24 protein-coding genes and 1 tRNA gene are annotated in these 21,427 nt (G+C 47.3%); 6 read left to right on the top strand and 19 right to left on the bottom strand.

Annotated features, from left to right (window positions below):
* Positions 1 to 280: 280 nt before the first annotated feature.
* Together ACXAH1_RS15005 and ACXAH1_RS15000 are read left to right on the top strand one after the other, a co-directional pair.
* On the top strand, positions 281 to 1,729 hold the full coding sequence (locus ACXAH1_RS15005) for a hypothetical protein (protein WP_475197725.1): 1,449 nt from the start codon (positions 281 to 283) through the stop codon (positions 1,727 to 1,729).
* 265 nt (positions 1,730 to 1,994) lie between these two features.
* Positions 1,995 to 2,489 carry a MarR family winged helix-turn-helix transcriptional regulator gene (locus tag ACXAH1_RS15000; RefSeq protein ID WP_475197723.1) on the top strand — a complete coding sequence of 165 codons (495 nt, stop codon included), beginning with the start codon at positions 1,995 to 1,997 and terminating at the stop codon, positions 2,487 to 2,489.
* Positions 2,490 to 2,540: 51 nt separating this feature from the next.
* Here the strand turns inward: ACXAH1_RS15000 and ACXAH1_RS14995 are convergent, their stop codons facing one another.
* The 3 genes from ACXAH1_RS14995 to ACXAH1_RS14985 all read right to left on the bottom strand — a co-directional run bounded on the left by ACXAH1_RS14995 (position 2,541) and on the right by ACXAH1_RS14985 (position 5,427).
* On the bottom strand, positions 2,541 to 3,344 hold the full coding sequence (locus ACXAH1_RS14995) for an arylamine N-acetyltransferase family protein (RefSeq protein ID WP_475197720.1): 804 nt from the start codon (positions 3,342 to 3,344) through the stop codon (positions 2,541 to 2,543).
* 299 nt (positions 3,345 to 3,643) lie between these two features.
* Complete coding sequence (locus tag ACXAH1_RS14990) at positions 3,644 to 4,477, bottom strand: CheR family methyltransferase (RefSeq protein WP_054016567.1); 834 nt, start codon at positions 4,475 to 4,477, stop codon at positions 3,644 to 3,646.
* A 17-nt stretch (positions 4,478 to 4,494) separates the two neighbouring features.
* Complete coding sequence (locus ACXAH1_RS14985) at positions 4,495 to 5,427, bottom strand: chemotaxis protein CheV (protein ID WP_138545105.1); 933 nt, start codon at positions 5,425 to 5,427, stop codon at positions 4,495 to 4,497.
* 139 nt (positions 5,428 to 5,566) lie between these two features.
* Here ACXAH1_RS14985 and flgA point away from each other — a divergent pair, with 139 nt between their 5' ends.
* The 3 genes from flgA (at position 5,567) to flgN (ending at position 7,111) form a co-directional block, all read left to right on the top strand.
* Positions 5,567 to 6,280: a flagellar basal body P-ring formation chaperone FlgA gene (gene flgA, locus ACXAH1_RS14980; protein WP_475197716.1), complete on the top strand. Its 714-nt coding sequence runs from the start codon at positions 5,567 to 5,569 to the stop codon at positions 6,278 to 6,280.
* Positions 6,281 to 6,351: 71 nt separating this feature from the next.
* A complete protein-coding gene (flgM, locus tag ACXAH1_RS14975; protein ID WP_239401770.1) occupies positions 6,352 to 6,675 on the top strand; it encodes a flagellar biosynthesis anti-sigma factor FlgM in 324 nt (107 codons plus the stop codon).
* Positions 6,676 to 6,682: 7 nt separating this feature from the next.
* Positions 6,683 to 7,111 (top strand): flagellar protein FlgN, encoded by a 429-nt coding sequence (gene flgN, locus ACXAH1_RS14970; protein WP_138545102.1) that lies wholly within the window; start codon positions 6,683 to 6,685, stop codon positions 7,109 to 7,111.
* A gap of 29 nt (positions 7,112 to 7,140) precedes the next feature.
* Here the strand turns inward: flgN and ACXAH1_RS14965 are convergent, their stop codons facing one another.
* The 3 genes from ACXAH1_RS14965 to ACXAH1_RS14955 all read right to left on the bottom strand — a co-directional run bounded on the left by ACXAH1_RS14965 (position 7,141) and on the right by ACXAH1_RS14955 (position 8,604).
* Entirely contained in the window at positions 7,141 to 7,482 is a 342-nt protein-coding gene (locus ACXAH1_RS14965) for a hypothetical protein (RefSeq protein WP_475197711.1), read from the bottom strand.
* Positions 7,482 to 7,973, bottom strand: coding sequence for an ImmA/IrrE family metallo-endopeptidase (locus tag ACXAH1_RS14960; RefSeq protein WP_253050679.1), 492 nt, complete (start codon positions 7,971 to 7,973; stop codon positions 7,482 to 7,484). Before ACXAH1_RS14960 ends, ACXAH1_RS14965 begins: the two co-directional genes overlap by 1 nt.
* Before the next feature lie 130 nt (positions 7,974 to 8,103).
* Positions 8,104 to 8,604: an LPP20 family lipoprotein gene (locus ACXAH1_RS14955; RefSeq protein WP_253050677.1), complete on the bottom strand. Its 501-nt coding sequence runs from the start codon at positions 8,602 to 8,604 to the stop codon at positions 8,104 to 8,106.
* 134 nt (positions 8,605 to 8,738) lie between these two features.
* On the opposite strand from ACXAH1_RS14955, the gene ACXAH1_RS14950 reads away from it, so the two are divergent.
* Complete coding sequence (locus tag ACXAH1_RS14950) at positions 8,739 to 9,929, top strand: flagellar assembly protein T N-terminal domain-containing protein (protein ID WP_253050676.1); 1,191 nt, start codon at positions 8,739 to 8,741, stop codon at positions 9,927 to 9,929.
* A gap of 125 nt (positions 9,930 to 10,054) precedes the next feature.
* Here ACXAH1_RS14950 and ACXAH1_RS14945 read toward each other — a convergent pair.
* From ACXAH1_RS14945 to ACXAH1_RS14885, 13 genes are all read right to left on the bottom strand, one after another.
* Positions 10,055 to 10,129 (bottom strand) — tRNA-Arg (locus ACXAH1_RS14945).
* Between the two features lie 132 nt (positions 10,130 to 10,261).
* A complete protein-coding gene (locus ACXAH1_RS14940) occupies positions 10,262 to 10,921 on the bottom strand; it encodes a FlgO family outer membrane protein (protein WP_475197705.1) in 660 nt (219 codons plus the stop codon).
* 2 nt (positions 10,922 to 10,923) lie between these two features.
* The gene (locus ACXAH1_RS14935; RefSeq protein WP_138551538.1) at positions 10,924 to 11,577 is read right to left on the bottom strand and encodes a FlgO family outer membrane protein; all 654 of its coding nucleotides are present in this window, start codon (positions 11,575 to 11,577) and stop codon (positions 10,924 to 10,926) included.
* Between the two features lie 11 nt (positions 11,578 to 11,588).
* Complete coding sequence (locus tag ACXAH1_RS14930; RefSeq protein WP_475197700.1) at positions 11,589 to 12,185, bottom strand: FlgO family outer membrane protein; 597 nt, start codon at positions 12,183 to 12,185, stop codon at positions 11,589 to 11,591.
* A gap of 66 nt (positions 12,186 to 12,251) precedes the next feature.
* Positions 12,252 to 12,938 carry an SPOR domain-containing protein gene (locus ACXAH1_RS14925; RefSeq protein WP_475197697.1) on the bottom strand — a complete coding sequence of 229 codons (687 nt, stop codon included), beginning with the start codon at positions 12,936 to 12,938 and terminating at the stop codon, positions 12,252 to 12,254.
* A 12-nt stretch (positions 12,939 to 12,950) separates the two neighbouring features.
* Entirely contained in the window at positions 12,951 to 15,926 is a 2,976-nt protein-coding gene (locus tag ACXAH1_RS14920; protein WP_475197694.1) for a carboxypeptidase regulatory-like domain-containing protein, read from the bottom strand.
* Positions 15,927 to 15,939: 13 nt separating this feature from the next.
* Positions 15,940 to 16,752, bottom strand: a complete 813-nt coding sequence (locus tag ACXAH1_RS14915; protein ID WP_253050663.1) for a fimbrial biogenesis chaperone — start codon at positions 16,750 to 16,752, stop codon at positions 15,940 to 15,942.
* Positions 16,753 to 16,804: 52 nt separating this feature from the next.
* Complete coding sequence (locus ACXAH1_RS14910; protein WP_349288023.1) at positions 16,805 to 17,260, bottom strand: DUF4402 domain-containing protein; 456 nt, start codon at positions 17,258 to 17,260, stop codon at positions 16,805 to 16,807.
* Positions 17,261 to 17,298: 38 nt separating this feature from the next.
* Positions 17,299 to 17,883, bottom strand: coding sequence for a DUF4402 domain-containing protein (locus tag ACXAH1_RS14905; RefSeq protein WP_138545092.1), 585 nt, complete (start codon positions 17,881 to 17,883; stop codon positions 17,299 to 17,301).
* Between the two features lie 219 nt (positions 17,884 to 18,102).
* A complete protein-coding gene (locus ACXAH1_RS14900) occupies positions 18,103 to 18,717 on the bottom strand; it encodes a hypothetical protein (RefSeq protein ID WP_475197690.1) in 615 nt (204 codons plus the stop codon).
* 69 nt (positions 18,718 to 18,786) lie between these two features.
* Positions 18,787 to 19,620, bottom strand: coding sequence for a thymidylate synthase (locus ACXAH1_RS14895; RefSeq protein WP_475197689.1), 834 nt, complete (start codon positions 19,618 to 19,620; stop codon positions 18,787 to 18,789).
* A 152-nt stretch (positions 19,621 to 19,772) separates the two neighbouring features.
* A complete protein-coding gene (lgt, locus tag ACXAH1_RS14890) occupies positions 19,773 to 20,567 on the bottom strand; it encodes a prolipoprotein diacylglyceryl transferase (protein WP_475197687.1) in 795 nt (264 codons plus the stop codon).
* 9 nt (positions 20,568 to 20,576) lie between these two features.
* Positions 20,577 to 21,389, bottom strand: coding sequence for a sulfite exporter TauE/SafE family protein (locus ACXAH1_RS14885; protein WP_475197686.1), 813 nt, complete (start codon positions 21,387 to 21,389; stop codon positions 20,577 to 20,579).
* Positions 21,390 to 21,427 lie beyond the last annotated feature (38 nt).

The following is a 21,427-nucleotide window of genomic DNA, read 5'->3' as shown; positions in this document are numbered from 1 at the left end:
AGACACGCCACTTTTAAGTTTAAGTGACCATATCTAATACTGATTGGGTGATAAACAGGCCAACTCTGGGTTTAAGCCTTCGTGATACATAGATGCGCTGTAGTTTAACTTGCTTCTTCTGCTTGCTACTAATCAGGTTATTCGCAGCTAAAGCAACTACAACTCTCAACTCAAGCAGATGGGTAGTACTCGAAATCAGGGTTTTACAAAAGTTTACATGCCAAAGGCCAAGCTGTTAGTTAAGTTAATACTCTCTCCATTACTGATAAAGGAAGCATCAATGAAGTTATGCTTGGCATATTATACCGTGAAAATTACGTTATTAAGCCTGGTGCTGCTTAACAGCATTTCAACCCAAGCGTCAGAGGTTGAGAAGTTCATGGCGCAACTCAATGCTCACTACCAAAACACCTCAAATATAAAAGCCTTTTCTCTGACTCAGCGATATCTAGGTCGAAGTGATCCCTACGATTCATGGGACTATAAGGCACCTAGTAGATATACAGCTTTCAAAGTAACGCAATTTGATCTGGATAGAAAACACTATACCGAAAACGTAACACATTACTTCACTGGCGGAATGGAAAGTGACGAAGTTCACTTCCAAAACGATACTCATAGCTTCAGATATTCAAGAAATGGGGCCTTCTATGGTAAGCGGGTGGTAAAGCAAAGCTTAAATTCATTTGAGCGGCTAAAAAACCTCTACCTGATGAACATTGATTTTCTTGCTGTACGTCAGCTGCTTAGCGAGAACAACATAAAAAATAGCGTATTCATCTCTTCAAATACTCGCCTCGGACTTACTAAGCTGACACATAATCAAGAAAGTGGTTCTGTCATAGAGTACACCTTCAATAACACGCCACTGAGGCTGATATCCATTCATAATAAAACTAAACAACGGCTGTATACCTATGACGATTACCAAAGTGTTCATGGATTAACTTTTGCCCGCTCCGTGATGAAATATTACAACGGTGATACCAAACCTACCTTTATTAAGCATATGGAAAATTTTGAAGTGATTGAGAAAATCGCGCCAGAACATCTTAAAGTGCCGATTGGTTATGGCCCGATAATCCCTAAAAATGATAAAGTTTTAGTTTCTGAGGAAATTGCACCTAACTTGTTTCTCCTGACTGACTCAGGAGCATGGCGCAACATACTGTTTAGAACCAACAACAATGAAGTTCAGGTATTTGGTGCACCAACCAGTTCTGAGCAGTCTGAAAAAACCATTCAGCATATTACTGAAAAATTTCCGAATAAAAAAATTACTTCTGTTTATGTCACCCATCCACATGGTGACCACATTGCAGGTCTGGGATCTTATGCCAAGATCGGCGCCTTGATCCGTGCCGATGCATACACCATCGAAGCAATAAAAGAATACCCTCCTTTTTCAGACCAGATACATACGTTCAAATTTCACACGATAGAGCACGAACAATCGGTTGATGGGGTCAGTTTTTACGTGCTGGAAAATGCGCATTCGAAACGACAGAGCTTTGCTTTTTTCAACGAAAGCGGCCTCATATATCAAGCCGATTTCCTGCAGATCCCATTTGACAATACGCTAACAAAGGTGCTGCCCGCCCATACCGGAGCATTCATAGATTTTGTAAGAAGTAAGCAGCTTCCCGTAAGACGAATTGTCGGCCACCACTTCAATAACAATATCTCTCTAAAGGTGATGGACAAAGCCTCTCAAGCTAATATGATGTAAAACAAAGTGAGCCTCTCTATCACTTTGTTTCTTGAGAGGCTCGATCATGCGTACTGAAGGTGCCCTGAGGCTCCTAAAGACTACAGGTTTAACAATTTACCCATCTAATAATGCCAGGAAACATTCGTATAACCATGGCAATAAATCCAAAACCAGCTTGTTCAACAAGACTTACCTTCATATAGAGACTATGCAAACAGATATTCTTGCTTTCAAGTTTCTTTCCACGTATTTTTATGGTTTCAAAAAACGATGTGTACAGGTTATGCAAAAACAAGATTTAGTCGATACTGTGCTGGCGCAGTGGCATAAAGAAAGGCCAGATATAGACCCTGCTCCCATGGCCGTCATGGGCCGTTTGATTAGAACAGATGCTATTTTTAGTAAGGAACTCCATACAGTATTCAGCCGCTTTGGACTCAATGGCGGTGAATTCGACGTACTTGCTACATTGCGACGTTCAGGTAAGCCCTACACATTAACCCCCAATCAACTGCTGCAAACACTGATGCTAACTTCGGGCTCCATGACTAACCGTATCGATAAACTGGAAAATAAAGGCTTAGTCACCCGGAACCCCGACCCCAACGACAGGCGTGGCGTCATGGTCGCTATTACAGAGCAGGGGTTAACACTGATTGATGAAGTGATTTCGGAACATGTAGCCAAAGGCGAAGAACTGCTTTCGCCACTTGCGCCTGAAGAGCGCACTCAGCTGGCTGATCTGTTAAGAAAGTTACTGGTCCACTTTAACCACTAATTTTTTGTACAGGCCTGCGACACTTGTGCGTGTCGCAGCCTGCAAGCCGATTTAACCGACCATTTTATCTTGTGCCAATGTGTATAGATGCTCGGCTTTCGCCATATCGATGTGCAACAAAAATTTTTGTTGCAGTATCGACTGCAGCTGTGACGCAGACGTTACGTCAATGTGTGTGCTGATCTGACTGGCTTCATGTAACTCACCATAAAGTAAATTGCGTAGCGTGTACCGTTTGCCATTGGTAATGCGTGCCAGCACAAGGTTATTCGCAAAATACGATTCCGGGTGCTGATGGCTGTAGTAGTGTACAACCTCAAAGTCTTTTTCAGTCACCCTGCTTAAATCTGCGCTGTAAAGGCTCACTTCTTCCGGATGCACAATTTCGACACGGATGGTATCTGCCGATCGGATAATTTTGTAGCGATAGCTCTCTACGTCAACATAACCAGACTTTGACACTGGCAGTGGCGCACTGAGTGACTTGGAACCAAAGCCGACATCAACCAGATAGCTCTCTTCTCCAAGGTGGACCAAGGTGATGCGATGGGTTCTGGGGTTGTCTTCTAGACCGTTCACCAACACTCTTGCCAGCAGAGGCTGCACTTCATACCCCAGCTCAGCAAGGGCCAGATAAGCCAGTTTATTGTGTTCAAAGCAGTAACCTCCCTGCTTATTTTCAATTAATCGCGTTAACAGTGCCTCCACATCCAGAGACAAAATCTCTTCGCCCATCGCATTAATGCTAGAAAAGCTATACAAATCAAGATGCTTAGTTTGAAATTCTGCGAGCTGCTCAAGCGAAACCTGATTGTGTGTCAGCTGTAATGACTGAATGTAGTCTTGGATGGTCATACTCTTTCCTTCGTCCTTCAAGTTAACTTAATGTTAAAACTTTACCTATAAAAGATAAACCCCCAACCTAGGTTGAGGTCAAGCAAATCATTCAATTAGTAATTAAAAATAGCGGTGGCTGATAGGTTACATGAAATTATCGTAAAGCCACCTGTCCAGGTGGCGAGGCGTTTCACGATTGATATGAGGTAGTGCTCGTTATTTGTGTGCTTACCGAGATGGGTTAAGCCTGAGCAGCTCCTGCTACAAAGTTGTGGGGCACAGAGTAATCAGGCCGCGAATTGCGGCCTGAACAAATACTAAGCTTTTTTCTGATATATGATACCGGGATTACAGCGCAGCATGTCAAAGTCATTGTTCAGACCCGCCATAGACTCAGATGCACCAAGAAACAGGTATCCCTTCGGGTTAAGCGCCTGTGCAAACTGGCTAATTATCTTGGCTTTCACATCCGGTGAAAAGTAGATGAGCACGTTACGGCAAAAAATGACATCAAATTTACCTAATAAGGCATAAGAGTCTAATAAGTTTAGATGCCTGAAATTAACCATTCTGCGAATGGGCTCGTTTACTTTCGCCATGCCATTGCCGCTGTCGGTAAAAAACTTCTTTTTACGTTCTGGCGACAAGCCCCGTGCCAACGCCAGCGCGTCATACTCTGCATTCTTACACATATCCAGCATAGTGTTTGAAATATCTGTACCAACGATCTGTGCGCCCATCTTCAATGCACCTGGGCTTGACGTTTGATATTCATTGGCGGACATCGCAATAGAATAGGGCTCCTGACCTGACGAGCTTGCTGCTGACCAGATTTTAACAGGTCGGCGCAGATCTTTAAATTCCGGAAAGATCTTGGTCTTGAGTAGTTCGAATGGATACTGATCCCGAAACCACAAGGTTTCATTGGTAGTCATCGCATCAACTACGGCGGCACGCAATTGCCGCTCATGTGGACTCAATGTCTTGCTCACCAAAGCAGACAAAGAGTCAACGCCAAAACGAGACATAAGAGGCGCAAGTCGGCTTTTCACCAGGTATAACTTGTTATCACCCAGCACAATACCGCACTGTTGCTCTAAGAAAGTGCGAAATTGATCATACTCGCTTTGTTCTAAGTGTTTATTTTCCAAAGTATTACCGCCACTAATTAATCGCAATGAACCCATTTTTTCACGGCTGTTGCCAATTCATCGGGGTTAAATTTAGCAATAAAATCATCAGCACCGACCTTTTCGATCATTGCGTGATTAAAGACGCCACTCAATGAAGTATGTAAAATAACGTGCAAAGGCGCCAGCTTAGGATCTGCTTTTATCTCGGCGGTGAGTGTGTAGCCGTCCATTTCTGGCATTTCAACATCTGAGATCAGCAGGCCTACACGCTCAGTGACATCATTCTGACAATCCATTTCCGCGATTTCTTTTAGGCGAAGTAGCGCTTCTTTACCATTTTTGGCCAGTTCAGTTTGCACACCAAGCGGCTCAAGCGCACGCTTAACCTGATTACGGGCAACCGCAGAGTCATCGGCGATAAAGACAATACGCTCACCGAGGTCACGCTGCATTTCACCGTCAGCGACAATTTCCTGACTCACCTCTGTATTGATTGGGCAGATCTCATTGAGGATCTTTTCTACGTCGAGGATCTCGACCAGCTCATTTTCGATCTCTGTTACCGCGGTCAAATAGGAATAGCGACCTGCACCTGAAGGCGGAGGCATGATTTTTTCCCAGTTCATATTCACTATGCGCTCAACCGCACCCACCAAAAAGCCCTGCACTGAGCGGTTATACTCGGCAATGATAATAAAGCAGTCTTTAATATTTTCGATGGGTGGTCCGCCGACAGCCAGGGACATGTCAATAACGGAAATCGTTTGCCCACGAATATGTGCTACCCCTCTGATAAAGGCGTTAGATTTAGGCATCGCCGTTAGGGGTGGACACTGAAGCACTTCTCTTACTTTGAATACATTGATCCCAAAGCGTTGACGCCCTCTGAGGCGAAATAGTAAAAGTTCAAGTCGGTTTTGACCCACCAACTGCGTTCGTTGGTTTACTGAGTCCAAAATACCTGCCATGTCATTCTCCTGCTATAAAACTGCTTATCGGAACAATGTTTGCTTGTACTCTACCATTCAAAGTCGCCCTTGAAGCGGTGAGGCAAATCACGCAAAATCTTTATACCTTGTTTCACCCCATAAGCATAGTCGAAACATCATGAGTTTGTTAAAAATTACATTATCCGCTTATTTCTTTCCCATAGTGGCATATTTTTTAGCCACGTCATTTGCTTATGGTCAAACCTATGAGTCAAAAGATATTGAAAAAATAGCAATAGATTTCATCTCGGAACAGCTCCCTGCCCCAACCCAGGCAGAAGAGCAACAGCAGGTGTCAGCTTTGCCATTAGATACTCGCTTGTCTCAGCGTCAGTGTCAGCGACCCTTGCAAGTCAGCAGTAAGTCCAGCCCGCCTTTTAATCGCCAGGTTACTGTGATGGTGCGCTGCGAAGACCTTGAATCCTGGGTTCAGTTTGTTCATGTAAAAATCGAAACACTGTTACCTGTGATAGTCAGCACCCGGATGCTGGACAAGGGCGTCCTGTTAACTGCAGATGATTTAACAATCGAAATGCGCCCCAAACACTTTGTCCGAGCGGCTAATATCGACAACATATCGCTACTCATTGGCAGCAAAACCAAACGCCGTATTCAACAAGGCAAGCCAATCAGCATGTTTCAGATTTGCATGATTTGCAAGGGGGATAACGTGACAATTCTGGCCAGTGATGGCACACTAATGATTAAAACAAGTGGTATTGCCTTGCAGGATGGGAACTTAGGAGAGCAAATCCGGGTCAAAAATGCGAGGTCAGGTAAAACGGTGCTTGCACGGGTGAAAGATGTTGATTCAGTAGCAGTCAAAATCTGATTTTTTTGCTAAAGTAAGCGAATGGCTTGCCGATATAAAGGCTGAAGCAATTTAACTAACGGGTCATCATCATGGTAAACAACATTAACGGTCAAAATCAGCCGAACAATGTTGCAACAAATGCAAAGCAACAACGTGCTGAATTACAAAGAAATGAAGCAAGTAATACCGCTGCTAAACCGCAAGCTCAGGCCAAAGCTGCAGCGGATTCAGTAAGCCTGACACCACAAGCACAGCAACTGAAAGGGCTTCAGGAAAAAGCGCAACAGGCGCCCTCCTTCGACAGTAAGAAAGTCGAAGAGCTGAAAAAAGCCATTGCTGAAGGCAAATATCAGGTGGATAGTGAAAAGCTGGCAAAAAATATTGCCGCCTTTGAGTTCGATTTATTTGGATAGAGTATAAGTGGACGACCAAACGGCACTGTGTGCCCATCAGCTAACAGCGCAAATTAATCTTCTGGAAGCTCTGACCCAGCTTCTGGACGATGAATTAGAGGCGCTTGCCTCTCGCAATGGCGACAACCTCAAAGAGATTGCACGCACTAAGCTCAATACACTCAACCAGCTTCAAAAGCTGGATAAAGACCTGTCCAAGTACCCGCAAAGCACCTTCAGCAATGATGAGATCACCCCGTTAACCGAGCAAGTTAAAGACCTACTGTATCGCTGCAAGAAACAAAATGACGTTAACGCACAGGCAGCACACCAGGCACAACTCACAGTGCGTGAACTCAAAGATATTTTGATTGGTGCACCGACCTCTATGACCTATGGGCAAGATGGCAGTGTTGTTTCAAATATGGGTGAGTTAGTTAAGAACCTTAAAGCCTGATAGTCCGCTTTGTAATCAGGCTTAGTCAGCTAAGGCTTAGTGGGAAACAAGTTCTTGGTGATCACCAAGATAACACCGAATACCTCAGCCAATGTACCTGTCATATATAAATTAAGTGTCCACTCTTCAAATTGCAGCTTTTCCAGACCCACCAGTACGAGTACCACATTCATAATCAACAGCTGAACAACCAGAATACCAATAAACCACCATGCATATTTTTGCTTTAAATCCCGGTCAGATTCGGCATCTTTGACCTTTTGCGCCTGCATGGGATCAACATTGGTAAACTTATTTTCTTTGAAGTTGTGTTTGATCTGCGCAGCAAGCGATGAATGCTCTGCTTTTTGCTCTTCCCTGCTCTGTGTCATTACAGCAAGTCCAGTGCATTTAGCTTATATTTGAGGGCTTCAACGGACACACCAAAATGGATCGCCATTTCAAAGTGGGCGACTTTCTTGCGATGGAGCTTTTTCACTTCTTCATTGGGCATGAGTAAGTTTGCCGCAAACTGATTGGCAAACACTTCTTCTTCGTCTTCGCCGGTCGACGCACTTGGACCTCTGAGATCAATGTACTCGTATTCTTTATCCGTGTTGTCAGATTCAATACGGGAAATATAGTGCCCAAGCTCATGAGCACAGCTAAATCGCTTTCGATTTAAATGATCGTCCTGATGCAGCACAATCACGGGATCCGTTCCGGCTTCTTTGATCAACGCCCCAGATACTTTTTCTGGTAGCGCCATCTCCACGACGTCAAGCCCAAGTGACTTGCAGATAGTCACAGGATCAACCGGAAACTGGTTATCACTCCACAGCCGTTTAAGCACCTTTTGAGCTTCAGTTCTTGGGTCCAGCACAGACCAGCCTCCATTTACCTTGAAATACACCTCTGATATTCAGAGGTGATGTGTATATTTAAACAGTATAAATTGAAGGCACATTGAAAGCAAAGGGCATAATTGGCCGACCTGACCCGACAGGCCTGGCTCAGTAATAAGTGACACGCTCCACTTTACGTGGTTTAACCTCACCAATATACAAATCGTAAACCCGCTTCATATCAAGCTCCAGTTCCGTGGTGTAGATGTCTCCCACCGCATAGCTTTTCATGACTTTGGCGCCTCGGATCAGACCCTGCACCTGGCTGCGTAACCCATCATTCTGCGCCACTGCGCCCTGTACTGTGGTGCTGGCACTCAATCGGTGACCATACACCTGCTCTGCAAGCTCTCGGTAAGCTTCAAGCTTAGAGACCTTAATGGCCATCAGCATTTTTTCACTGTCACTGCTGCCCGGCTGAGAGCTCAGCGGAGCATAACCAACCGCCTTGAGCACGGGATAAGAGTCGGGTTTCACATAGCTGTATTCAACATGCTTGTCTATGATAGAGCTACATCCCGCCAGACCCAGTGCCGCAGCCGTAACAACAGCACAGGATTTGAGCAGGTTGACTACCCGCTGACGCCAAAGCGCTCTAAACTGATTCATAGGGTAACTCCTCTGTGTGGCACATTTGCCATATCATCAAGTAACAAATCTTTATGCACAAACCTTGCCAATACCTTTGGCACAGGACTTGCTGTGCTAAGTTAGAGATTTGCTTAAAGTTCGGTAATAAAGTCATGAAATTGTCGCGTATTATGAGTGTGTTACTGGCTACCGCCAGTTTTGGGGCCAGCGCAGAGTGGTTTGAGGTCACGGGCTACGCCAATGCACACACAGAAGATCTGGCCGAAGCTCGTCAGGAAGCCGTGCAGGACGCCATTACTCAGGCGTTAATCTTCTCGGGCGCCACGGTATCTAGTGTTACCACACTGGCCGATGGGGTATTGACGCAAGATCAAATCAAGATAAAGAGCCATGGTGAGATCCAGCAGATCAACCTCGTTTCCGAACAAAAGCAAGATGGGATCGTCAGTGTCACTTTGCATCTGGATATTTTCCCCAAGCTGGAGCAGTGCGCACAAGCGGCGATTGCAAAACAAGTAACCATTACACAAAGCCAGCTGATCCAGCCTCATCAGGCCAGACTGGGTCAAATTTTTGACATCGCAAAAGCCAGCAGTGAGCGGCTTTATCATACACTGGCACAGCGCAACCTCACCGTTAAGCCGATCCCATACCTGGATCATGCGATCAATGCTCGGCCGTTTTTTACCCAACGTTTTGAATATGATGGGCAGCTGATTGACTCTCTGACCATGTTAAGCAACAGTCAGTATGTACTAATGAGCCAGATCACCGACATTGCAGCGGGAGATAAAACCAACGATGACTACGCATTCTGGCAGGATGAAGAATATGTGCGCAGCTTTAAAATCGACTTTGTTGCATTTGATGCCCTGACCCGCGACAAGGTCTGGCAGAAACACTACGCCGTCAGCGGCGTCTGGCCTTTTGAAAAAACCAAGATTGTTGATGTCTACAGCGATACCTTTTGGCGTACCAACTATGCCAAGCAGATCCAGAGCGTCTTTAACAGCGTGGCCCAGGATCTGGACTCTGCACTGTCATGCTTGCCCAGCAGAGGTAAAATATTACATCGCGAGCAAGGCAAGTTAGTGATAAATCTTGGCCGTAATCACGGCATTGAAGCAGGACAGCTGCTCACCATTTCTCATCGACGAGATATGCAGGGCACGACCAATCAGTTTTTCCCACAAAGCATCAAAACCCTCAACCAGGTGCGTATCATTCAGGTCAATGCGCAAAATGCCATTGCAGAAAACATCTCAGAGCGGCCGCTGAATAATATCCAGATCAATGATTTAGTCGAAGTCATGGTACAGAAACAGGAAGACTTTGCGCTGTAAGCGCTCTGCTTCGACAAAATACGGTAAGATTAACCCACCAATAATTTGGGTTACCTATACCATTTTTGGTCGCTTCTACTGAGGGGTGATTGCTATATCAGAATTGATTTATAAGAGAAAAACGCTGGCGGCCCCTGCAGGAATCGAACCTGCAACTATCCCTTAGGAGGGGACTGTTATATCCATTTAACTAAGAGGCCGTGTCGCTGACGAAAATACTAAGCGTTTTCGGGCAATTGGTCAACCGATTGATTCTTAATAAAATTTAAATGATGTATTCGATTGGGTAGAGAAACGGCAAAGGCAAAGAGCCGCACTTTGCCGCTCAACGATCAACGTGATGCGGTTGCACCGGGATCTAAGACGAAATACGGAATAGTTACCATACAGCTGGCAACCACCAGCCGGCTTTCAAAGTCCAGTAACCGTGCATTGACTTCTACACCCCGATCCCGATAGATCATAGTACCGGACAACACATGACTCGGATCCGGTTTACCGGGTAAGGCTCTGCTGTCCCGAGAAAATAAGAAATCTCCACTGCGGGTCACCTGGATCTGTTGCTGTAATTTGAAATCAAGGGCTGCATAGCCCAGTTTTTGAAATGCGTGTATCAGGTTTTCAGCCAGTTGATTACCCAGCTGATTGCTGCTTCTGAGCGTATCGTCAAAGCTGACAAAGCTGGTGACAGCCACAGAATGGGGGTGAACCCCCAGTAATGAATCAGACAACTCCAGCGCTATCTGAGAGGCATAGTTTGCCACCTGTTTTCGATGACGTTCGCTCACAAATCCAGGATCAACAGGGTGCTCGGCGTCTGGCGCCTGCTCCTCCAATGCTTCATACAGCACTTCTATTTCACGAAATTTGGCCACTTTAGGTGCCATAGGTGTTGTGGTCACTGTCTGCGGGGCTGGCTGTGAGCCCATCATCTGACAGCCACTTAACAGCAACATCGACACCGTTAACCCGCTCAGAATGTGTGTTTTCATGATCACTCACCCGCTCGTTGTAACCGGATCCCTTCATGGATCGCGCCATCTCTCAGCGCATTCACGACAGCCTGAGGCAGGAACCCTTGTGCAGTGCCGACCACGACCTTACTTTGCATTCCAACAATGCGGGCATTGACTAAGATCCCGCCCTGATGGTTAGATAAGGTGCCGGCCAGAACATATTTGAACGGCAGCTCATCAGACAACTCCAAAAAGTCGCGACTAAAAATAAAGTCGCCGTGTTTGGTAACCCGCATGAAGTCCGTCGTCTTAAAGTCGATCACTGGCACACCAAAGTTGTGCAGCTCATGAATAAAGCTTTCGGCAATCTGGTTGCCCAATAACGTAGCATGGTTAAAGTCTTCATCCAGAAAGACAAAGCTGGATACGGCTACCGGCGTCTGATCATTAATGTATTTAACATTGCTCACCATGTCCTGCATCAGCTTCTGCACATAATGAGTCACATTTTTAGCCGCCATGCGCTGCGAGACAGTCATTTGTTGCACGCCTCTGGGATGGGCCTGAAACTGCTCCGACGCATTGAACTGACCTGGCGCTGACGTCGTTTCCTGATGCTTTGTCATACCCAGTTGTGCGCACCCAAACAGGGACAGGGTTGGTAACATAAGCGCTATCACAGATTTTTTCATCTTTGTCTCCACTAATACTGTCCGCGATGCAACTTGCCATCTCGCATTTGGGCTTTTTCATTGCCCCACAAAACTGCTTTGGGCACAGATATGGTCGCAGCGGATGCAGTGCGACTATCAAGCATAGTGATCAATCTGGCATTGATCGTGTAATGGTCGTGGCTTTCGCTGATGGTACCCGTCAAAGCCAGGTCAAATTTATGACGCTCGCGCAGCAGGGCAATATCACGGTTTAATAAGTTATCGGCACTATCCGACAAAGTTAAAGTGCGCTGGAGCCGAAACTCCACCACTTCCAGGCCCATTTGCGTCACATAACTGATCAAGCTTTCCTGAACCTGAGTACTGAGACCACTGCCCTGATTGCTTGCTACGGCATTGCCAAGTTTATCCGCAAGATAAAAACTCGTGACGGCAACCGTGGCGCCGGGCTTCAATGGGCGACTATGCTCCCCCAAAGCGGCAGCAAGTTGCCCCATGTATTGATGCAATGTCGGCAAGGGTGGCGCTTGTTCCACCTTCTTTTGTTGCTGCGTCTTCATGATTCCGGCGCAGCCACTGAGCAGCACCGACAGGGCCAGTGCAGCTATCACAGCAGGAAGTTGCATAATGATCACCTCTTTCTATTTGTCGAAACAAATGCAAAAAGCGATCCACAATGCTGAGAATAGCCACTATAACGTGATTGGATTGTCAGTGTAATGACTCAGCAGACACTGTGGATGAAATGGCTTTAACTTGTTGCACAATGCCTGACCTTGCGCTTTATTTTCAAACGCGCCAAGTTTCAACCGAAAGTATCTTTGGCCACGAATTTCGACTTTCTCAACGTTTACCGGCTGTTCCTGTAACGGCGGATAACTTTTGATCAGCCGCTGATGAACCGTTTTTAGCTGACTTTGCTTCCTGGTTGATGCCAGCTGAACTGCAAACTCTGCTTTGTCCGTTTTTGCAGGTAACTTAGGTTTCACATCGCGCGTCGCTTTCGTCGCTTCCTTGTTTTCACCAGGTGCAGACTGCACAGCAAGACCGCCATGGTTGCTCTGGGGTTGTTCAACAATATCGGGAGACTTTGCCACTTTTGCAACCATAACATCCCCGGAGGGCTGAGTTGCAGGTGCCAGTGCCAGCTGTAACTGTGTCGTCAGTAAATTCAGCTCCTGCTCAATACTTAGCAATTCACTGACCTGAGGCGCAACCTGCTGCCACTGCTCGACACTGCGCTTTATTTGTTCAACATCGGTATGCAACTGAGCCAGTTGCTGCTCAAGTTGGGCAAGGCGCTGCTCATCCTGGCCTGTACTGGCACAGCCACTGAGCACAACCAGCAAGGGCCATACCAGATAAGAATATAACTTCATCGCTCACTCCTCTTATAACTTCAGTTCTGTGTCTTCAAGCTGACAGGGAACGCCAGCGCTTTGCAATGACTCGCAACGTTGCTGCAGTTGTGTGGTATCTGCGCCCTGGTAAATGAACGCGATCCCCAACACATAGGATTTGGCTTTATCATCAAAAACATAGAATGGAGGCTCTGGTACCAAACTGCTATGACGTTGACGGAGCAACAGCGCATAAGTTTTTAAGACTGCCAGTGACGTAAAACGCCCGGCAGAAAGAACTGTGACGGCTTTAGTCGACTGTGGTGCCAACTGCAAATCGACTTCCACCAGCACATCTCCCTGCTCGGACAGGACCACCTCAACCTGATCGCTATGTGTCAGGCCACGCCTTGCAGCACTTGTCACTTTTGCCTGATAGCGGCCAGGCTTAACACCCGTAAATACATAGTACCCATCGTATGCCGCCTCTGTTCTGGCAGCCTCCTGTCCATGCTCATCAATCAGAGTTACTTCTGCATAAGGCAGTGGCGCATTATCGGTGTCCGTTTGTTGGTACACAACCCCTTCTATTTCGCTGGTGTTCACCAGGGGAAATTCAAGATACTCGACAAAGCCTCGCCGTGGCGTGATTGCAACCCCTTCACTTGCGGGAACAACAAAAGGCATTTCAAGACTCTGAGTATCAATCACCATGTCTGTTTTTTGGTTAACAGGCATACCACTGAGCAAAACCAGCCCCTGTTCATCGGTTTTGCCCTGCATATAATTTTGCAACGCCCGGATCCGCACATCAGGCACCACTTCGTCATCCGCATCAAATACCCCATTGGCATTATGATCCAGATAGACCTTAACCAATACAGCCCCATTGCTCGCCAGTCGCCGCTGGCTGATCAGCAATTGCTCGCTCTCATTGTGATACCCGAAACTGAACTGGCCATTGACTCCCAGCGCCCATTCATCATCACTGTCGTAGCTCACCTGGCTGTTAAGGCGTATTTTATCACCCAGCCAGTTCAATCCTAATTCACTCTTTTGGTAGTCGGTATCAAGCGTTTCCCGAAAGCTCAACTCAACGTTAAACTGCTCGTTCAGGCTACGGTAAAACCTTGTTTCATAGGCCGTTAGCTCGCTGTATGGATGCAAGTCATAGTCTAAAATCAGTCGGCCAAAGACGCGACCTAAACGGGTTTGAAATCGCAGCTGACCAGCGGTTGTATGGTCCATTGCAGAACTGCTGGATTGCCGTTGCAGCTGATTACTGACGTTCACACGGCCAAACGACATGCCCACCCGATTGGTCAATACTGTGTATTCGCTGCCCTGATCGGTGCGATTCCACTGTATCTGATTTTGATAGGAAAGCGGCTTGTCGAGTACATTCACCGTACCCGACATCACCATATTCAGGCCCTGACTGTGGCGGTATTCTTCACTCGCTTGCACGCCTGTGAGCCGCCGCCGTTGTGTTTGCCAGCTGGTGCTGATGGCCTGCCCCGCCCACTCAGTTCTGGCGCTGAGTTGAGCCTGATATTGAGCGTCACTGTCGTGAGATAAATCCAGATTTAGCAGCATTTTTTTCCACAGGCTCAGCGTACCACCTGCCGTCAGGATACGCTCTGTCACCGACTCATTCGTTAAAGCCTGTGAGATACCCGCATATACCGAGATATCATCGGAAATACCAAAATCGTAACGACCGTCGAACTGCCAACCTGAACGAGACGTTGGTGCCCAGTCATTGTTAAACACCGAGCCGCCCACATCTGTTACTGACACATCAAAATAGCCCTGGCCACTATCCAGCCCTGTGCCTTCTACAAAATAGCTGCGCTGTTCGCGCTCTACTTGCCCCTGAGGACCATATTTGACCAACTCAAACTGATTGCTACCAAAATACAGAGGAATACGGTCAAAATCATAGCGACCCGTTTGGATCTGAAGCTGCTGTGCGACTAACAGGCCATTATGATACAGCTCAACGTCCCAGCCAGCTTGCACTGAACCACTGATCTGTACGCTTTGCTCCTGAGTTTCATTATGCAAAGGTTTATCTGCAACACGCACCCCGACACCATGTCCTGAAGGTTGCCCGGCACCAACGTGTGTTGCAAGAATATCACCTACCTCGACCTGAGTGGCTTTAAGGCTCCCCAACAGGCGGCCTTGCCCATCTTCGCGCTTGCCTTTAAGGCGGCCCTGATCAACAACATCTCCGTCCGTGCCTGAAACAAAGTACTCAACATTCCAGAACGCTAGGTCATGTGCCCCAAGCATAGAATAGTAATTGGTATCCTCTTTATTGTCGCGACGATAGCCAAACTGAACATCTATCAGTGGTGACGACAACATCTGGTAAGCATTCGGTTTCCAGGTTAGTCTGGAGGCCGAATTGCCTTGATGCTGAACCAAACGACGCTCCGCCCGAGCCTGACGCTCGAGTGCTGGCAATGGCTCAGGACTCTGCACACTGAGCCTTTGATCTGTATAATTGAACTGTAAATCGAGCCCAAACCAGTCTGCAACTAAGGCTGACTCGACAAACACTTCACCTTGCGTATGCAATACATCTTGCTGCGCAATGACATATTGCTGCTCGTTGACCTGCGCCACCCTTTGCTCGCTATCAAAGGCAAAAGTGCGTTCAGGGCTGAGATACCAGCCAGAGAAATAATCAGCTTTTTCGTCGTCACTGATGGCAAAATCCAGTACGGCAAATAAGCTGCGCAACTCAATTTTTGCATCTCGCTGGCTTTTGACCGCAAACACTTCACCCAGATAGACATTGTCGGCATACACAGACAAAAACAAATCTTCCCCTTCGGGGATACCCGTTTGTTTTGACTGGTTGCTCACTGTCAGGCTGGCTTTAGACTGTGTCAGCTTAGCCTGGATACGTTGCAACGTACTGAGAGCTTTGGAGAGATCCTGCTGCTGAGCACTGTAGGCAGGCATGGCGCTTCCCCATGACAGCCCAATTAGCAAGATCAGAACAAACCTCACCATCTAACCACCTGGATCAGCGCAAAGTGACAGGGAAGATGCGCTCCGCAAATGGTATTCCCTGATATTCACCACTGCCGGTATACACGACTTTTAACTCCCCGGCACGCGCTCCCTGCATAATGCTCGGGTCTATCAGCTTTAACTGCAAGTGCGACTGACTGACCTCAGGGTAAATGCTATAGCTGCTCACCATGGCGGCTTCTTGCCATTTAGCCGTGTTGTGGCCACGCCAAAATACACTGACCTGACCAAACGTACTGGAGTCTCCCTGACGAGATAGCGCCAACTTAAGAGTATCATAACGACCACTTTCTCCCCGGCTCACCTTGGCACTATCTATGGTGACCTGCGGCACAGATGTCGATTGGCGGTAAATCACAGGAATACTGTAACTCATAATCATATTCAGCCTGATCCCAACTCCCTTCTGTGCAGTGTCTTTTTTCTCAGGCAATGCCTGAAAGAACAGGTGTGAACGGTATTCACCCGCGGCCATGTCTTTTTTTCGCCGCAAAGCGAGTTTAACGACCTGACGTTCACCCGGTGCAAGGCGCACCTGCTTCGGTGTCATTCTCAGCAAGCCACTTAAACGCCCGGGGTTTTCCTGCTCAGACACATCTTTATATCCTCCCTCAGGCAGAGCTCGTTTTTCTTTAAAGCTCAAACGGTAAGTTTTGTACTCCTGGCTGTTGTTAATCAGAAATACTTTGGCATTTCGCTGGCGCTCATCAAACACAACCCGGGTGGGTGAAATCAATAGATTGGCCTGAGACTGAGCGGCACAAAACAATAGCACCAACAGCATGATGTGAGTAATATATTTCATTGGATCTTGCCTATTTTACTTCTAACGGCGATGAAAGAGAGTGTGTGCTTACTTAATAGCTGACTTCGACGCTGATGGTTGTCTCATATTGTCCATCCAGGTAGCTGCCAGCATGAGGCATACTCTGCAATGTCCCTCCTATCACAAGCCGGGCGCGACCATATCGATCGGTGAAGACCCTGGCCGGGTGAAGGAGCTGAATAACACGCAATTCTCCCTGGCTGATAAGCTGAGTATGTGCCAGCTCATCATCGAGTATATCTGTTGAGATATTCAGATAGACACCAACAGGAAAGGACTCCAGTACAAGCTCAGCCGGGTGCCCTTTTTCGACTACATGGATACTGCCAGAGGAGCTTGTTCCGCCGCTCCGTGACACAGTAACCGTGCCGGCCACACTGGGGTCTGCCACAATAACAGTGCCGAAGTTCAGATCAGCATTGAGTATTATACTTGCCTGACAGAACATACTGCCCACCAAGCTGACGAGTAGCAAAAGCGCCTTCATATGAAACTGGCGGGCTGTCACTCACCCGCCAAAGCAGATTAGTAGCTCAGCTCAACACTGAACGTACCTTCGTACTCGCCGTCGATATAGTTGCCTGCAGCGGCACTGGTTGTTGTCAGCGTTGCGCCCACATTAAACGCAATTTTTCCGTCAGCATCAGCCTGTACTGTGGTTGTTGCCGGGGCTGGTGATGTGCCAGAAGTCACATAGTAGGTGAAAGTACCTAGCTTAAAGCCGGGTGTTGTTGGTGGCAAATCTTTCGGTAAGACATCGGTTTCTGTCGGATCGGTAATTGTCAGCGTCGCATAGGGTGAAATACCCTCAACGGTAAATTTCGCTGGCGTACCTGGTTCCAGAATCGCAATCTCTGCTTTTGTCACATCAGTTGAGTCAGCCCGAGGCGCAGTATTGGGGTTTGCAGCGATAATCAGAGTCGCCGTTTCTACACCACCTGTGTCACCACTGGCACGTATAGTACCAAAGCTAAGCGGCTCGGCATTTTCAAACGTGAAGATATTTCTTACTGTTACGGATGCTTTGAATTCCGCAGGCTGCGCTGCAGCCAGTAAAGGCATTGCAGCCAGAATTGAGAGTAGAGAGTACTTGTTCATTAACTTTTCCATCAGCTAATCCTTTTCATTAAATAGCCGCTTCCATATCCGGCCAAACCACACGTGCAGCGCTTTGCACTGAACGCAAAACTAAGACTTTATAATGATTTTATCAATTCATTTGAGTGCCCTTGGGTAGAAAGGTGCTCAATTTGAATAAAAACACTACTCAGACTTCTTTTATATCGTACCTAAATACAAAATCTTTAAGATTATTTCAATGTTTTTTAGCTAGTTAACCAATTTACAAGGTTGACCACTGGCTTGAATAAGACGGCAAAACACGGCACTTTCTTGCACAGACATGAACCCGGAAGCCTGAGAGAGGTAAAACTGAGTGCCATTTATCGCTGGTGTTTGTAAATATAATGATACGGTACTGAACATCTCAGGGTAGTAACTTTGTATGAGTGACAAAGATGCTCTGATCCGTTCATTCTGTGCCTGGGCGCGCGCGCTCAAGAGGTGGCGACCAAACTGTACGACAATGGAGCCTTTACTTGGTGAAATGGACAGTTCGCTGGCAGAAGCTGGCGCCACTTGGTGAGTTACAACGTTTTTCTCTGGCTGAGCGATTTTTTCTTCAAGCGGCTGTATGTCATGAGCAGAAGATAATAAGGTCAGTAGCTGAGACAAGTCCTGCTCCATCGCAGCGACACGCTCAATGCCTGCTTTGTGCTCATTGTAGGTCTTGATCAACTCTGCCCTGGCAAGCGCTTCAGCCTCTTCGTCGACGGATGGCTGTGAGCTACACGCAGACAAAAGCCCGGCTACTGCCAGTAATGTGGCCAACATACCAACACGCCGATGACGCATTAGCTGAGTCACTATGGAATGGATGGACATAACGTCTTTCTCTTTCTACTACAAGCGGCCTTCGCTGGCCGCCTACCACAAAACGAAGATAGCTTAAGATCAAATCGCAACCGGGGCTTTGATATTGGGATCGGCGTTGTAGCCTTCAATCGCAAAATCCTCAAACCGGTAGTCATAAATAGACTCAGGCTTACGCAAAATGTTCAATGTGGGCAGTCCCTTAGGTTCACGTTGCAACTGCTGTTCAATCTGCTCCATATGATTTGAATAGGCATGCAAATCACCAAAGCTGACAATGACTTCTCCGGGTTCCAGATCACACTGTTGCGCCAGCATATGCACCAGCAAAGACAAGCTGGCAATATTATAGGGCAGCCCCAGAAAGATATCTGAGCTGCGAATATACAACTGCCCTGATAGCTTACCGTCTGCGACATAAAACTGATACAGCAAATGACACGGAGGCAAGGCCATACGACCAGCTTCAACATTCTCTTGCGGGCTCATCGACTCATCCGGCAGATACTCAACGTTCCAGCCATGGAACAGAATACGACGACTGTTGGGGTTGTTTTTTAACGTATCAACAACATAGTCGATCTGGTTAATGTTACCACCGTCTTTGGTAGGCCAGGCTGTCCACTGTTTACCATATATTGGACCCAGCTCACCATCTTCCAGCGCCCACTCATCCCAGATTTTAACGCCGTTTTCATTGAGCCAGGTTTTGTTGGTGTCGCCTTTAAGAAACCAGATCAACTCGTTGGCAATACTCTTAAAGTGTAACTTTTTGGTGGTCAGCAAAGGAAAGCCATCTTTGAGGTTATGGCGGATCTGACGGCCAAACACGGAGCGCGTCCCTGTACCAGTGCGGTCCCCTTTCTGGGTGCCGTTTTCTAATACATCTCGCAATAACTCCAAATACACTTTCATGCTTTACTCCTCACAATGATCTCACGATTGACCCTGCTCAAGGGCTTTGTATAGCACGAAAGTATACTACGTTCGCAGGCTCGGGTAACTAATTCACGGTAGGATTTATTGGCAGGTAAAACGGGACCCCAAAATTAGGGTCCCGGTGTGGTTTAAGCGCGTGCTGTCACAGCGCGTTTGTGGCTCCAGATCATCAAGCCCAGGCCACCGATGACCATAGGTAAGGACAGAATCTGCCCCTGAGAAATCATACCTGCGTACAAGCCGATATGTGCATCCGGTTCGCGGAAGTATTCAACAATGAAACGGAAAGAGCCGTAACCGAGTAAAAACAGGCCAGCAACACTGCCCGCCGGGCGAGCCTGTTTTCTGTACCAGATCAGTATGATAAACAACACTAATCCTTCCAGGAATGCCTCATAAAGTTGCGATGGGTGACGGGCAACCGGACCGCCTGTCGGGAAAACAACTGCCCACGGAACATCCGTAGCTCGGCCCCATAACTCACCATTGATAAAGTTACCAATGCGTCCTGCAAGTAAACCAACCGGCACCATAGGTACGACAAAGTCGCCCACAGCCAGTGGTGATTTCTTAAACCGCCAGGCAAAGATAAAAATACCGGCTATCACGCCCAGTGCGCCGCCATGGAATGACATGCCGCCCTGGTCGATACGCAATAAATACATTGGGTTTTCAAGGAAGTGACTGAACTGATAAAACAACACATAGCCAATTCGGCCACCCAATATTACGCCGAGCATGCCGTAAAACAGCAGATCACTGACCTCATCTTTGGTCCAGCCAGAATTAGGCTTATCAGCCTCTTTGTTTGCCCACCACATCGCAAACGCAAAACCGATTAAATACATTACGCCATACCAGCGCACACTTAGGGGTCCAATCGAGAATATAATTGGATCGATTTCTGGAAACTGCAAAGCCATCGCTTTCCCTCAATAAAATAACATTTTTCCCGCAATCACCACGAGCAGCAATGCGAACACTTTCTTAATCACAGGCACTGGCAGATAGTGCGTTGCTTTGGCGCCGATAGGAGCGACAAACCAAGAAGTCAGCACAATACCAAATAACGCCGGCAAATACACAAAACCGGCAAATCCATCGGTCAATTTCAATGTCTGACCACCCGAGACCACATAACCCACGGAGCCAAACAGCGCAATCACGATGCCGCTGACTGCGGCACAGCCAATTGCTTTACGCATATCGACAGAAAAATAACTGAGCAAGGGCACAATTAACACACCCCCACCGATGCCAATCATGGCAGACAATGCGCCCATCAAGGTCGTAATACTTGCCAAAACGGGACCGGACGGTAAACCACGCGGCTTTTCAGGGGCATTTGATTGTGAACTGAATACCATTTTAGCGGCGATTAGCAACACAGAAATGACAAACGTCCACTTTACCCAATGTACCGGGATAAGGGCGACCATAAAGCCACTGATCAAAGCCCCCACCGCGACGCCTGCCATTACCCAGGGAGCGATATCCCAGGGTACATTATGATTGCGATGATGCGCCAATGCAGAAGAGGTTGAGGTAAACAAGATTGAAGCCAGCGAAGTCGCTATCGCGACAACAATCACATAGTCGCTGGCCAGCACCTCAAAGTACAACAGAATGGCGGACAATACAGGTACAATGATCAGCCCTCCGCCAATACCGAGTAACCCGGCCAGAAAGCCGACAACACAGCCAAGTAAGGCACAGCACAGAATGAGTAACACACTGATTGTCATACAGACACTCTTATTATTATGGGCGCGTTATAGTAGCG

This window comes from Pseudoalteromonas sp. AWH4_217 (genome assembly GCF_056161105.1).
Note: the sequence above shows the minus strand (reverse complement) of the source record. Positions and strands in the feature narration are given on the sequence as shown.

Excerpts from the sequence above, each read along its gene's own strand:
- ACXAH1_RS15005 (WP_475197725.1), top strand. The coding sequence starts at position 281 with ATGAAGTTATGCTTGGCATATTATACCGTGAAAATTACGTTATTAAGC.
- ACXAH1_RS15000 (WP_475197723.1), top strand. The coding sequence starts at position 1,995 with ATGCAAAAACAAGATTTAGTCGATACTGTGCTGGCGCAGTGGCATAAA.
- ACXAH1_RS14995 (WP_475197720.1), bottom strand. The coding sequence starts at position 3,344 with ATGACCATCCAAGACTACATTCAGTCATTACAGCTGACACACAATCAG.
- ACXAH1_RS14985 (WP_138545105.1), bottom strand. The coding sequence starts at position 5,427 with ATGGCAGGTATTTTGGACTCAGTAAACCAACGAACGCAGTTGGTGGGT.
- flgA (WP_475197716.1), top strand. The coding sequence starts at position 5,567 with ATGAGTTTGTTAAAAATTACATTATCCGCTTATTTCTTTCCCATAGTG.
- flgM (WP_239401770.1), top strand. The coding sequence starts at position 6,352 with ATGGTAAACAACATTAACGGTCAAAATCAGCCGAACAATGTTGCAACA.
- ACXAH1_RS14965 (WP_475197711.1), bottom strand. The coding sequence starts at position 7,482 with ATGACACAGAGCAGGGAAGAGCAAAAAGCAGAGCATTCATCGCTTGCT.
- ACXAH1_RS14955 (WP_253050677.1), bottom strand. The coding sequence starts at position 8,604 with ATGAATCAGTTTAGAGCGCTTTGGCGTCAGCGGGTAGTCAACCTGCTC.
- ACXAH1_RS14950 (WP_253050676.1), top strand. The coding sequence starts at position 8,739 with ATGAAATTGTCGCGTATTATGAGTGTGTTACTGGCTACCGCCAGTTTT.
- ACXAH1_RS14940 (WP_475197705.1), bottom strand. The coding sequence starts at position 10,921 with ATGAAAACACACATTCTGAGCGGGTTAACGGTGTCGATGTTGCTGTTA.
- ACXAH1_RS14935 (WP_138551538.1), bottom strand. The coding sequence starts at position 11,577 with ATGAAAAAATCTGTGATAGCGCTTATGTTACCAACCCTGTCCCTGTTT.
- ACXAH1_RS14930 (WP_475197700.1), bottom strand. The coding sequence starts at position 12,185 with ATGCAACTTCCTGCTGTGATAGCTGCACTGGCCCTGTCGGTGCTGCTC.
- ACXAH1_RS14925 (WP_475197697.1), bottom strand. The coding sequence starts at position 12,938 with ATGAAGTTATATTCTTATCTGGTATGGCCCTTGCTGGTTGTGCTCAGT.
- ACXAH1_RS14920 (WP_475197694.1), bottom strand. The coding sequence starts at position 15,926 with ATGGTGAGGTTTGTTCTGATCTTGCTAATTGGGCTGTCATGGGGAAGC.
- ACXAH1_RS14915 (WP_253050663.1), bottom strand. The coding sequence starts at position 16,752 with ATGAAATATATTACTCACATCATGCTGTTGGTGCTATTGTTTTGTGCC.
- ACXAH1_RS14910 (WP_349288023.1), bottom strand. The coding sequence starts at position 17,260 with ATGAAGGCGCTTTTGCTACTCGTCAGCTTGGTGGGCAGTATGTTCTGT.
- ACXAH1_RS14905 (WP_138545092.1), bottom strand. The coding sequence starts at position 17,883 with ATGGAAAAGTTAATGAACAAGTACTCTCTACTCTCAATTCTGGCTGCA.
- ACXAH1_RS14900 (WP_475197690.1), bottom strand. The coding sequence starts at position 18,717 with ATGTCCATCCATTCCATAGTGACTCAGCTAATGCGTCATCGGCGTGTT.
- ACXAH1_RS14895 (WP_475197689.1), bottom strand. The coding sequence starts at position 19,620 with ATGAAAGTGTATTTGGAGTTATTGCGAGATGTATTAGAAAACGGCACC.
- lgt (WP_475197687.1), bottom strand. The coding sequence starts at position 20,567 with ATGGCTTTGCAGTTTCCAGAAATCGATCCAATTATATTCTCGATTGGA.
- ACXAH1_RS14885 (WP_475197686.1), bottom strand. The coding sequence starts at position 21,389 with ATGACAATCAGTGTGTTACTCATTCTGTGCTGTGCCTTACTTGGCTGT.